This window comes from Nocardia sp. NPDC058705 (assembly GCF_042749305.1).
Lineage (GTDB): Bacteria > Actinomycetota > Actinomycetes > Mycobacteriales > Mycobacteriaceae > Nocardia.
This window is the reverse complement of record NZ_JBHYRN010000006.1, coordinates 148,896-159,902: the sequence shown is the minus strand read 5'-3', so window position 1 is coordinate 159,902 and position 11,007 is coordinate 148,896. Positions and strand designations below refer to the sequence as shown.

The window sequence follows — 11,007 nt, the reverse complement described above, 5'->3', positions numbered from 1 at the left end:
CACGGATCGCGACCTGCGCCGCGACTCGTGCGGCGACACCTGCGGCCGCTCCGACACCGGTCCAGGAGGTCGCGAGGGCCGCGACGAGCGAGACCGCGGTCACGATCATCGTGCCGATGATCACGAGCTTGGTGTGCTCGATGTCGTTGGCGCCGTCGTTGAGGATCTCGGCTTGGGCTTCGCACCATTTCCGGACCGCGGTGAAGGTGGCCTCGTCACCGGACAACAGTTTGTCGCGGAAGGTAGCGATCGAGGTGTGTGTTTCGCCTTCGGAGATCGCCGATAGCACCACGTTGAGCACTTTGGCGGCATCGTCGTCGACGGTGTTGAGGGTGTTGGCCATCGCGGTCCACCCATCAGCGACCCTTCGCATCGCGGTTTCGTCACCGTCGGGCCAATCACCGGCTCCGAGAACGTATTGCGCGACCCATTGCAGGTCGCCGGGGATATTGATGCCCATTTACAGCGAACCCGCTGCCTGGCCGATAGCGCCGGCCTGGGTGGTGTCTTGGTTTTGGAAGGTGTTCGCGACGGTGACCATGTTCTCGCCCAGCTGGGTCATCGTGGTCGCCAACCCGGTCACTGCTTTTTGGCCGGGGTCGACGCCGGGGGTGTAGTTCTTGGCGAACGCGGAACCGACCTCGTCACCACCCCAGCACTCACCCTCCGCGGCGATGACCGCGGCCAACGCTTGGGCGGCAGTCGTGATCGTGGATGCGACCGCAACGAATCCCGGTTGGGTATTACGCAACGCTTCGGGATCAACGTTGACCGAACTCATCGCAGATAGCTTCGGTTACGGAAGTAATCGCCTTCTTCGTCGTCGGAGTCATCAACGAGACTGGGGGCAGCCTCCACTACCGGCTCCGGCAGCGGTGGTGGTGGTGGGGTCAGCTGGGCGATGAGGTCTTTCATGCTCGGGGCGCCGGGGACCAGGTCCGACAGATCCGGCATCGACCCGGTCAGCGAACCCAATGCCTGTTGTTGGACCTGCGTGGTCTGACGTGCCAGTTCGGCGATGGCTTCGGTGACCGAGCTACCCAACGATTCCGGGGTCGTCCGTTTGAACGCATCGGCGACGATATGGACTTCCGACACGCCCGCGATCGTCCCCGACACCCGCACCAACCCGTCGGCGGACCATACGCTCACCAACTCGGCGGCCTGGGACTGGGCATCGAGCAACGCTGACTTCTCGGCATTGAAGGTCTCGAGCATCGAATCGATCTGCGCACGCAACGCGTTGTTCTCAGCCCGGGTGGGAGCCGACCAGTCGTCGTTCATGAGACCCTCGCTCTGTCAGGAAGCACGTCACTAGTTTGGACGCGCGGGAGTCGTCGTCGGTTGCATTATGTGACGCACGTCTCGCGCGAGGACGGGGATCGTCATGGAGCCGAAGCATTCGACGCCTGCCGGGTAGGTCGCCGAGCAGACCGGCGAAATCGAGACGTGGTTGCGGGCCAATCTGCCGATGGTGTCGATTCGTGGGGAATGGGGTTCGAGGTCGATCCGGACGTGCTCCCTGGGAGCTCGATCGACGGGACCAGGACTAGCGGGAGCGCGAGCCGACCGCAGCCGTCTTGGACCGCGGCGGAAGAGCCTTGCCAAGGAGCTTCTCGGCCTGGCGCCGATGCTCCTCAACCTGCTCCGGCGACAACTCCACCTCGACGACACGCAACGATTCTTGCGTCAGTGCACTCATCGCTCGTCCTCCGTCACAATCGCGTGGATACGCCACATGCTACGCGCCTGGTCCCAGGCGACGCCAACAACGAAGTAGCTGCGTGCGTCGATGAGTAGCACCTCGCGTTCGTCTGGGATCTCGGCGAGTTCACCCAGTCTCAGGGCTGGAGTGCCTGCGGGAACGATCAGGTCCAGAATCACCGGATCGGTGTGTCTCGTTGATCGTGGAGGGTTGGTCGTGCCGCTCGCGGAGAGGAATCCGAGGTGCGTGAATTTCCGGTCGATCAGCGCATAGGCGGACTCGTCACTGACGATGCCCATGTTGCGTGCCTCATCTTCACGGGTGACGCGCACCGTGGTCGGCAGCGGATACTTCATCAGGCCCGATCTGATGGCATCGATGCACTGAGCGAGGGCGTTGGCGATCGGTGTCTGATCCCAGAGAGCCTTATTGATCCGTTCGAACCCGTTGAGCGCATAGGACTGGATCGCGTCGCGCTCGGGGCCGGTGAGTAGGTCTGGCCCCTGTCCGGCGAGTGCTACCCCGGCGACGGGAATCTCCTCGAATCTGAAGCCCTCAGGTTCATCAGAGCTCGCCATCGCTTCCTCCTGCTCGATACGGAGCGGGCTTCGCCCGCACTGTGTTGGACCTCGAGGAGCACCCAGGGGTGCCGGTGTCGTAACCATCCCTGCCCGGTTCCCCGCACCGAACCCCGATTTGCGTCCTCGGCCAACACGATTGGCCCCACGCCTGTTTCGGCATGTGGCGATGTTGGACCTGGGCGAAGGTGTGCACTCCCGAACCGACCAGGTGCGTACGTGCGAGGCGTACGACGAAGGTGCTCGCAGGAGGCTGGGTTAATAGGGTTGTCTGTCCCTCGGTCGGGCTCTCCGATAACGACCGACAGGAGCGGCACACGGCCCAGGGCACGACACAGGTAGCCCGTCGTCGGGGCAGATTTCACCCATGAAACGACGAAAGCCCGACGCAGGGTGCGCCGAGCCGTTGCATGTAGGATTTCATCCCACGGTGCGAACAGCTGTGACTGTTTCGTACCTAGGCCGTTCGGTGAGTTGGTAGCTCACCGGGCGGCCGTTCTTGTTCGTGTGACGCTACACACTCTGGACCTTGCGAGCAACTACTGAGTTCTCGCTCCGGCCAGGCATTTCCGCGTGCGGGGTCTATTCTGGCGAACGTCTGGCCGTGAGCGCGTTCCGGTTTCGGCGGCGCCCCGCGTCACGCGTGGTGAAGTCGCAGTGCGACAACCGTTTCGGTCGTGAGGTCTAGTGGTCGAACGTCCCCTCTGCGGGCCAGGTGCCGGTGGTGTTCTTGCGCATCAGGGCCCAGGAGGTCGCGACGGCGGAGGTCCGGTCGGTCGGTTTGTGACGGATCGGGTTCTTGGTGATCTCGACGTGTTGGGTGGCTGTGTCGCTCTGTCGGTCCAGTCGGGTGACCTCGACGCGGTAGTTGACGGTTCGGGCGTCCTCGGACGTTCGAAAGAGGGCGATTCGTTGAAGTGGTGGGTACACCTGGTAGCCGGCGACTCGCTCGCCCGCTTCGATCGCCGCATCGAACTCCTCGCCGATCAGGTGGGGCGGCAGGCTCCGGTGTGCGGTGATAGCGCCGGTCTTCTTGTTGAGCACGTAGTTTCCGAGACCGAGTCCGGCCCCGCTGGCGATCTCTGCGTCGGTCAAGACCGCCCGGCCGACCCATCCGTGCGTGCACTCGATCATGCCGAACTCTCGACCGGCTCCGAACACGTTGCCGAACAGTTCCTTTGCCTCCGCGCGTGAGGTCACCGGCTCTCGTCGCAGCCGAGGATCCGATGCCGCCGATATCGACGCGTTCACCTCGGCGAGCCACGGCGGTTCAGGCGGGCCGAGGTGGGCGTCGCAGCCTTCGACTACGCGCGGACCGTCGCTGTCGGCATCGGTGGGGGCCAACCAGCGCACCGACTCTCGCGGTATTCCCGTCGCCTCCATCAGGAACTCCACCTGCGGTCGCACGTCTCCGTACCCGCGTACCGCCACATAGGCGCAGGTGCGATCCGGTGGCGCGAACAGGCCGAGCGGCGCGCCCGTTCGCAGCACGAGCAGGAGAAAGGCGCCACCGGTCGGGGAGTGGCTGAAGGCCTGCGAGAATCGTGCTTCCATGGCGGTGACGGGACTGTCGATCACCGCGCACAACGACACGGACCCGTAGTAGGGAAGTTCACTGTCGGGCGAGACGGTGTACGCGAGTTCCCTCATTCGAAGGAACGTACCTGATGCGAGTTCGTCGGTGCGACGGACAGGATCAGCGGGCGGGGGAGCCCACGATGATGCTGCCGACGTTGCATTCTTCGAGTTCGTCGAGGCCGGTGGCGGCGGCGAAAGCTGTTGTGTCGCTGAAACCTTGGGCGACCACGCCGAGGTTCATGGCGGTGGCGGTGAGGTAGACGGTCTGCATGAGGACGCCGACGTGTTTGAGGATGTTGGCGTAGGCGACCTGTTCGTAGCTCCACATGACGCGGCCCGCGCGGGCTGAAACCAGTAGCAGGACTTGCGGTTGCGCGCCGCCTGCCAGGGTTGCCGAGGTGGATTTGAGGAGCTTCTGCACGGCGGGGGAGTCGGTGGGGGCGACGAGGCGGAGGGTGTGGTCGGCCGAATCGTAGTGGTACATGCCGTTTTCCAGGCCTGCGACGTTGCGCACCACGGGGTAGATCTCGAGTTCGTAGGCTTCGCCGCCGGAGGGGTAGGGGCGGGAGCCGTCTTCGCGGGTGCGGGCGGTGCGGAACAGCAACTCGCCCAACTGAACTGACGTGATGGGGGCGGCGTCGTCGAAGGCGCGGGTGGAGACGCGATCTTCGATGGTGGCGGCGAGGCTGGGATCGGAGACGCGCAGCGCGACCAGGTCCGGCTTCGCCAGGTAGATCGGTTCGCCGGTGAATGGTGCACGGCGGGCGGGCAATTCGGGGAACTGGCCGTCGGCCCAGCGGGTGGGGCCGAAGTCGTCCCAGGTGATGGTGCGGGCGCCGAGGGTGCTGCGGCGGTGGAACCACAGATCGGGGGTGTTCCAGGAGCGGGTGGTGAACTCGCGCTCCTCCTCGTCGCCGTCGACCAGGAAACCGCACCACTGCAGATCGGCCATGAACTGGGTTTTCACGGCGGCGGGCACCGGGGAATCGGCGGCGAGCGGGCCGTCGAGGAGGGCGAGCAGGCGCGGGTCGTGGATGCGAAGGTCGCACCAGGACCGGGGGTGTTCGAGGACGAAACCCTGGCTGTCACGGTGCAGGACAGCGAATTTCGACAGTGTCGCCGACCAGGTGGGAAGGGCGGCCTCTGGACGCGGGGCGGGGTCGGCGAAGGGGCGGATGCTGTAGAGATCGCGGCCGCCGTCGCGGACGGTCACCGAGAGCCAGCCGCCGTCGGTGAGCTTGCGCATCAGGGCGGTGATGTCGTCGCCCGCGGCGGCGGTCGCCATCTCCGCGGCCGTCGCCGGGCCCTGGTTGAGGGTTTTCAGTGCCTGCAGCGCACCCGCGCCCAGCCCGGTCAGCTTCTCGTTGCGCGGCGGATTCAGCAGCACGGCGCCCGCGGGAGTCGTCAGGCAGGTCACGCCCGCACGGAGGGCGAATCGGGTCTGGGCGGGGTAAGCGGAGGCGAGCACGGTGAATCCTCGGGGTAGAACTTGAGTTGGGGCAGAACCTATTTCGCGGCTGCGGCGAACGCGGGCTCGAGCTTGTCCAGCATGTACGGCACCGATAATGCACTGGGCTGGTTGATCGCGCTGATCTCCTGCGTGGTCAGGAACACGACCGAACCCTTGCGCACCGACGGCAGATCGGCGTAACCCGGCAGCTGCCGGTACTTCTCGTCGAGGCCGGGGGAGTAGCCGGCCAGCAGCAGGTCGGCGGTTAGCTCGTCGACCTTCTCCGGCGACAACGCCAGGCGACCCTGGTTGGCGGGCATCGCGGTGAGATTGGCGGGGATGCCCATGCCCAGCGCGGTGAACACCTTCGCCGAACCGTCGTTGGGGTCGGTCAGCACCATCAGCTGCGCGGGGCTCGCGAGCCAGGTGCTGGCGAAGGTCTTGCCCTTCAGGCCGGGATTGGCGGTGGCGATGGCGGCGATCTTGTCGTCGACCTTCTTGATCACCGCGCCCGCGTCGGACTCCTTGTGCAGCACCTTGCCCAGTGCGGTGACCTGGTCCTGCCACGGGGTGACGGCGTCCTTGGTGAGCGCGGGAAGGGTGGGGGCGACCTTGGACAGGTCGTCGTAGGTCTTCTGATCAGCGATGAACGGATCGGCCAGGATCAGGTCCGGCTCCAAAGCGGCCACCTGCTCGGCGATGCTGCCGGTGGTGTTGAGGGCCGTGGACTGCTTGAGCGACTCCGGGGTCCACGGCGGGGTGCTCTTGGAGACGGCGGAGACATTGTCGATGTAGCCGACGGGGACCACGCCGAGGGCGAGGGAGCTGTCGAGCCACTGGTTGCCGAGGGCGACGATCTTCTTCGGGGTGGTGGGGACGGTGGTTTCGCCGCGGGCGTGGGTGATGGTCACCGCTTCACCGCCCGTTGCCGCATCCTCGGAGGAGCCGCAGGCTGTGGCACCGCCGAAGGCGAGGGTGCCTGCCAGCACGGCTACCGCCATGCGGCGCCACCCGAGTGAAGTCCGAGCAGTCATTGTTGCGTCCCTCCGACATCGAGGAAGTGGTCCCCGAGCGGCTCTGACGAGCCTGTTCCAGCATAAGTCAGCCTAGGCTAACCTACGTCGTTTCGGGTTGGTCAATCGATGGGCCGAGCCGTGGCCACCGCACCCCGCTCGCGGCGACCGGCGAAGACGTGTTCGGCGGGTTAGACTGCGCCGAATTTCGGCCTTCTTCGGATGGGATGCGTGCGTGGAGACGTCTAGAGACTGGAGCGTCGAGTGGTTCGAGAGCCTGAAGTGGCTCGGGATCGCCTTCCTCATCACCGCAGTGGTATTCGTGGTGATCGCCGCACTGCTGCTCCGGCTGACGAAGTGGGGTCGCCAGTTCTGGTATGTCAGCGGTGATTACTTCCGTGGGCCCGGAGCTTGGCGCACTTGGCTTTTCATCGCGGCATTGTTGTTCATGGCCATGCTGACTGTTCGATTGAGCGTGCTGCTCAGCTACTGGGGCAACGACATGTTCGCCTCGTTCCAGCTCGCCGCATCCGCTTTGAACTCCGGTGACGACGCATCCCTGTCGGACGCGAAAACCGGGTTTTGGAACTCGGCGAAGCTGTTCACCCTGTTGATCTCCATCTGGACGGTCAAAGAGTTGGTGTACCTGTACGCCAAGCTCGCCTTCGACATCCGCTGGCGGGTGTGGTTGACCGAGCGCGTCACCGGCGACTGGATGGAAGGCCGCGCCTTCTATCGGGCTCGGTTCATCGACAACACGATCGACAACCCCGACCAGCGAATCCAGGCCGACACCGACACATTCACCGCACAGTCCCGCGCACTGGCGCTCGGCGCGGTGACGGCCGTCGTCTCGGTCGTGTCCTTCACCAAGGTCCTGTGGGATCTGTCGGGGCCGATGACGATCCTCGGCGTCACCATTCCCCGAGCTGCGCTGGTCATCGTGCTCACCTATGTCCTGGTTTCCACCGTGATCGCCTTCTGGATCGGTCACCCGCTGATCCGGATCAACTTCCTGAAGGAGCGGACCACCGCCGATTTCCGCTACGCGCTTGTGCGGGTGCGTGACGCGGCGGAGAGCATCGCGTTCTACCGGGGGCAGCGCGTCGAACGGACCAATCTGCTCAGCCGATTCGCCGAGGTGATCCGGGTCCAGTGGACCTACATCTACCGGTACATCAAGTTCACGGGCTGGAACTTCGTCGTCAGCCAATCCGCCTATCTCTTCCCGTATCTCATTCAGGCGCCGCGCTTCTTCAGCGGCTCGATCACCCTGGGTGGAATGAATCAGACGGCCACGGCATTCCGGGAGATTCAGGACTCTCTGTCGTTCTTCCGCGAGTCCTACGACGACTTCGCCGAGTATCGGGCCTCCCTGATCCGTCTCGATGGATTGCTGCTCGCCAGCAAGGAATCCCGTGACCTCCCCAAGCTCGCCGCCGTCGACCTGGATGACGCCGTGCGCCTCGACAAGGTCGACGTCCGCAAGCCCGACGGTGAAGTGCTCATAGATGATCTGAATCTGCGGCTCGTCCCCAGTGACGCATTGGTCGTCAAGGGCGCCTCGGGTAGCGGAAAGACCACGTTGCTGCGCGCGCTCGCGCAGATGTGGCCGTACAGCGACGGCGAGATCGGCCGCCCCGCGGGGGCCGAGACGCTGTTCTTGTCCCAGCTGCCCTACCTTCCGCTCGGTGATCTGCGGACTGCGGTCGAATACCCGGCCAAGTCCGAGGACGTCAGCGACGACACCCTGCGCGAGGTCCTCGGCAAGGTTCACCTCGGCCACCTCGTCGACCGCCTCGACGAAGAGGACGACTGGGCGAAGATCCTGTCCCCGGGTGAGCAGCAGCGCCTGGCCTTCGCCCGCATCCTGCTGGTCCGGCCCAAGGTGGTCTTCCTCGACGAGGCAACCTCCGCCGTCGACGAGGGCTTGGAGTACTCCCTCTACAAGCTGATCCGCACCGAGGCTCCGGACACCATCGTCGTCTCGGTGGCCCACCGCAGCACCGTCGACCAGCACCACACCCAGATGCTCACCCTCGACGGTGACGGTGCCTGGCAACTCGGACCGGTATCGCTCCAGAAGTAAGGAATCGGCCGGCTTCCACACTCGGGCAGCCGGCCGATTTCGTTGGACCAGTCACTGCAAGTCGAGTACGAGATCGGCGACTTCTGACCCCGGTTTGGGTCGACCAGCGGGGTCACCTACACTAGAACGGTTGCCTGCGGGAGCTATGCCCTCGCAATCCGGCAGTGAACCCCCAGTGGAAGGTATTTCCGCTGGCAGGCGCGCGTCCGGTGGGCAACTGACCATGTGCGTCGGGTCGGCAATCCGGCGTACGTATACATCCAGGTCCAGGAGGTGCTGAAGTTGATTCAGCAGGAGTCGCGACTGCGCGTCGCCGACAACACCGGGGCGAAGGAAATCCTTTGCATCCGCGTGCTCGGTGGCTCGTCGCGTCGCTATGCCGGTATCGGTGACATCATTGTCGCCACCGTGAAGGACGCCATCCCCGGCGCCAACGTGAAGAAGGGCGACGTCGTCAAGGCTGTCGTCGTTCGCACGACCAAGGAGCGTCGTCGTCCGGACGGTTCCTACATCAAGTTCGACGAGAACGCTGCCGTGCTGATCAAGCCGGACAACGATCCTCGTGGCACCCGCATCTTCGGCCCGGTCGGCCGCGAGCTGCGTGACAAGCGCTTCATGAAGATCGTTTCGCTGGCCCCGGAGGTGCTCTGACTATGAAGGTGCACAAGGGTGACACCGTGCTCGTCATTTCGGGCAAGGACAAGGGCGCCAAGGGCAAGGTCATTCAGGCTTTCCCGGCGACCGGCAAGGTTCTCGTCGAAGGCGTGAACCGCATCAAGAAGCACGTCGCGGATTCCGCGAACCAGCGTGGCGCGTCCTCGGGTGGCATCGTCACCCAGGAAGCCCCCATCCAGGTTTCCAACGTGATGGTCGTCGACTCCGACGGTAACCCGACTCGCGTCGGCTACCGCACCGACGAAGAGTCCGGCAAGCGCGTCCGGATCTCCCGTAAAAACGGGAAGGACATCTGACATGACCACCTCTGAGCAGACTCAGCCCCGGCTGAAGGCGCGCTACCGCGCCGAGATCAAGGACGCGCTGAACGGCGAGTTCGAGTACGCCAACGTGATGCAGATCCCCGGCGTCGTCAAGGTCGTCGTGAACATGGGTGTCGGCGACGCCGCCCGTGACGCGAAGCTGATCAACGGTGCCGTCAAGGACCTCGAGCTGATCACCGGCCAGAAGCCCGAGATCCGCAAGGCCACCAAGTCCATCGCGCAGTTCAAGCTGCGTGAGGGCATGCCGATCGGCGCGAAGGTCACCCTTCGTGGCGACCGGATGTGGGAGTTCCTGGACCGTCTCGTGTCCATCGCGCTGCCCCGTATCCGCGACTTCCGCGGCCTGTCGCCGAAGCAGTTCGACGGCAACGGCAACTACACGTTCGGCCTCAGCGAGCAGTCGATGTTCCACGAGATCGACGTGGATTCCATCGACCGCCCGCGCGGTATGGACATCACGGTTGTCACCACGGCGACCAACAACGAAGAAGGCCGCGCGCTGCTGAAGCACCTCGGCTTCCCGTTCAAGGAGAACTGAGCACATGGCTAAGAAAGCACTGCGCATCAAGGCCGAGGCGAAGCCGAAGTTCGCGGTTCGCGCCTACACCCGCTGCCAGCGTTGCGGTCGCCCGCACGCGGTCTACCGCAAGTTCGGCCTGTGCCGTATCTGCGTCCGCGAAATGGCGCACCGCGGTGAGCTCCCTGGCGTGCACAAGAGCTCCTGGTGAGCTCGCGCTCCTCGTGAGCGCTGCCGTCTAGGCGAATATCGAAGCAAGGCACGGACTCTCAGTAAAGGGTCCGTGCCTTGCTGCGTTTGTCGTGACTTCAGTCGATGCACTGAACGGGCTGCCCGGTGAGGCGGGCGATGGTCTCATAGTCCGAATCCGCGTGCAGCACAGTCAATTTGTGGTGTGCGGCGGTAACCGCGACGAGCAGATCAACCGGGCCCGCGCACTGATGCCAGCCCTTCTCGGCGAGGCGATCCTGCAGTTGCGCGGAATCCTCCCAGCAGGAATCGGGCATCGCGAAGTAGGGAAAGATCTCGTGAAGCAGACCAGCTGCCTCGTAGTAAGCGGGACGCCCCCCGGTTGCGCGCAGGTACTCTTGGCGAACAGGTTCGCAGATCCCCAGCAGACCGGAACTGGCCAGCTGATCCCATTGCGCACCGGTCTGGCCTCGAAAGAATCGCACCAGGGCGGTGGTGTCGGCGAGGAATCGTTCGGTCACGCCGCCGACTCATGACCTGGGCGTGCAGGTTCAGTTTCGGGAAGGTCGATCTCGCCACTGGCTACCATCGCCCGCATCCGGGCGATCGCCTCAGCGCGGCGGCGGCGATCGATGATCTCGCGCAACGCGGCGTTGACGGTGTCCTTCTTGGTCGTTGTTCCCAGGTATCGAGCCGCCTCGGCGAGCGCGGCGTCATCGAGATCGACCACTGTCCGTGCCATCTTAACCTCCGGTTGATATCTAAATTTCAAATAGTATATCCAACCTGGCTCGGCCGAAGGAACGGATCTCCAAGGCGGTGGCCGTGCCTTCGGCAGATCGCTGACTACCTGGCTGACGTGACTCCGATCCGTCGAAGCCGGTCCGTCT

The 11,007-nt window shown here is 64.5% G+C and carries 14 protein-coding genes; 5 read left to right on the top strand and 9 right to left on the bottom strand.

Annotated elements, in window-relative coordinates; genetic code table 11:
* Positions 1-460: 460 nt before the first annotated feature.
* From ACFW6D_RS11125 to ACFW6D_RS11095, 7 genes are all read right to left on the bottom strand, one after another.
* Positions 461-781: a type VII secretion target gene (locus ACFW6D_RS11125; protein ID WP_379327074.1), complete on the bottom strand. Its 321-nt coding sequence runs from the start codon at positions 779-781 to the stop codon at positions 461-463.
* Entirely contained in the window at positions 778-1,284 is a 507-nt protein-coding gene (locus ACFW6D_RS11120; RefSeq protein WP_379327072.1) for a YbaB/EbfC family DNA-binding protein, read from the bottom strand. Before ACFW6D_RS11120 ends, ACFW6D_RS11125 begins: the two co-directional genes overlap by 4 nt.
* A gap of 265 nt (positions 1,285-1,549) precedes the next feature.
* The gene (locus tag ACFW6D_RS11115) at positions 1,550-1,702 is read right to left on the bottom strand and encodes a hypothetical protein (protein ID WP_379327070.1); all 153 of its coding nucleotides are present in this window, start codon (positions 1,700-1,702) and stop codon (positions 1,550-1,552) included.
* A complete protein-coding gene (locus ACFW6D_RS11110) occupies positions 1,699-2,283 on the bottom strand; it encodes an ADP-ribosyltransferase (protein ID WP_379327068.1) in 585 nt (194 codons plus the stop codon). Before ACFW6D_RS11110 ends, ACFW6D_RS11115 begins: the two co-directional genes overlap by 4 nt.
* Positions 2,284-2,967: 684 nt before the next feature.
* A complete protein-coding gene (locus ACFW6D_RS11105) occupies positions 2,968-3,933 on the bottom strand; it encodes a hypothetical protein (RefSeq protein ID WP_379327066.1) in 966 nt (321 codons plus the stop codon).
* A 46-nt stretch (positions 3,934-3,979) separates the two neighbouring features.
* The gene (locus ACFW6D_RS11100; protein WP_379327064.1) at positions 3,980-5,329 is read right to left on the bottom strand and encodes a SagB family peptide dehydrogenase; all 1,350 of its coding nucleotides are present in this window, start codon (positions 5,327-5,329) and stop codon (positions 3,980-3,982) included.
* Positions 5,330-5,367: 38 nt separating this feature from the next.
* Complete coding sequence (locus tag ACFW6D_RS11095; protein ID WP_379327062.1) at positions 5,368-6,345, bottom strand: ABC transporter substrate-binding protein; 978 nt, start codon at positions 6,343-6,345, stop codon at positions 5,368-5,370.
* Between the two features lie 214 nt (positions 6,346-6,559).
* Between ACFW6D_RS11095 and ACFW6D_RS11090 the strand changes: the two genes are divergently transcribed.
* From ACFW6D_RS11090 to ACFW6D_RS11070, 5 genes are all read left to right on the top strand, one after another.
* Complete coding sequence (locus ACFW6D_RS11090; RefSeq protein ID WP_379327060.1) at positions 6,560-8,413, top strand: ABC transporter ATP-binding protein/permease; 1,854 nt, start codon at positions 6,560-6,562, stop codon at positions 8,411-8,413.
* A 282-nt stretch (positions 8,414-8,695) separates the two neighbouring features.
* A complete protein-coding gene (gene rplN, locus ACFW6D_RS11085) occupies positions 8,696-9,064 on the top strand; it encodes a 50S ribosomal protein L14 (RefSeq protein WP_056818394.1) in 369 nt (122 codons plus the stop codon).
* 2 nt (positions 9,065-9,066) lie between these two features.
* On the top strand, positions 9,067-9,384 hold the full coding sequence (gene rplX / locus ACFW6D_RS11080; RefSeq protein WP_056818391.1) for a 50S ribosomal protein L24: 318 nt from the start codon (positions 9,067-9,069) through the stop codon (positions 9,382-9,384).
* Position 9,385: 1 nt separating this feature from the next.
* A complete protein-coding gene (rplE, locus tag ACFW6D_RS11075) occupies positions 9,386-9,949 on the top strand; it encodes a 50S ribosomal protein L5 (RefSeq protein WP_056818389.1) in 564 nt (187 codons plus the stop codon).
* Between the two features lie 4 nt (positions 9,950-9,953).
* Positions 9,954-10,139, top strand: a complete 186-nt coding sequence (locus tag ACFW6D_RS11070; protein WP_056818387.1) for a type Z 30S ribosomal protein S14 — start codon at positions 9,954-9,956, stop codon at positions 10,137-10,139.
* A gap of 97 nt (positions 10,140-10,236) precedes the next feature.
* Here the strand turns inward: ACFW6D_RS11070 and ACFW6D_RS11065 are convergent, their stop codons facing one another.
* Together ACFW6D_RS11065 and ACFW6D_RS11060 are read right to left on the bottom strand one after the other, a co-directional pair.
* On the bottom strand, positions 10,237-10,638 hold the full coding sequence (locus ACFW6D_RS11065) for a PIN domain nuclease (protein WP_379327058.1): 402 nt from the start codon (positions 10,636-10,638) through the stop codon (positions 10,237-10,239).
* Entirely contained in the window at positions 10,635-10,859 is a 225-nt protein-coding gene (locus ACFW6D_RS11060; protein ID WP_379327056.1) for a type II toxin-antitoxin system VapB family antitoxin, read from the bottom strand. Before ACFW6D_RS11060 ends, ACFW6D_RS11065 begins: the two co-directional genes overlap by 4 nt.
* Positions 10,860-11,007 lie beyond the last annotated feature (148 nt).

Coding starts and splice junctions, on each gene's coding strand:
- ACFW6D_RS11125 (WP_379327074.1), bottom strand. CDS start 781: ATGAGTTCGGTCAACGTTGATCCCGAAGCGTTGCGTAATACCCAACCG.
- ACFW6D_RS11120 (WP_379327072.1), bottom strand. CDS start 1,284: ATGAACGACGACTGGTCGGCTCCCACCCGGGCTGAGAACAACGCGTTG.
- ACFW6D_RS11115 (WP_379327070.1), bottom strand. CDS start 1,702: ATGAGTGCACTGACGCAAGAATCGTTGCGTGTCGTCGAGGTGGAGTTG.
- ACFW6D_RS11110 (WP_379327068.1), bottom strand. CDS start 2,283: ATGGCGAGCTCTGATGAACCTGAGGGCTTCAGATTCGAGGAGATTCCC.
- ACFW6D_RS11105 (WP_379327066.1), bottom strand. CDS start 3,933: ATGAGGGAACTCGCGTACACCGTCTCGCCCGACAGTGAACTTCCCTAC.
- ACFW6D_RS11095 (WP_379327062.1), bottom strand. CDS start 6,345: ATGACTGCTCGGACTTCACTCGGGTGGCGCCGCATGGCGGTAGCCGTG.
- rplX (WP_056818391.1), top strand. CDS start 9,067: ATGAAGGTGCACAAGGGTGACACCGTGCTCGTCATTTCGGGCAAGGAC.
- rplE (WP_056818389.1), top strand. CDS start 9,386: ATGACCACCTCTGAGCAGACTCAGCCCCGGCTGAAGGCGCGCTACCGC.
- ACFW6D_RS11070 (WP_056818387.1), top strand. CDS start 9,954: ATGGCTAAGAAAGCACTGCGCATCAAGGCCGAGGCGAAGCCGAAGTTC.
- ACFW6D_RS11060 (WP_379327056.1), bottom strand. CDS start 10,859: ATGGCACGGACAGTGGTCGATCTCGATGACGCCGCGCTCGCCGAGGCG.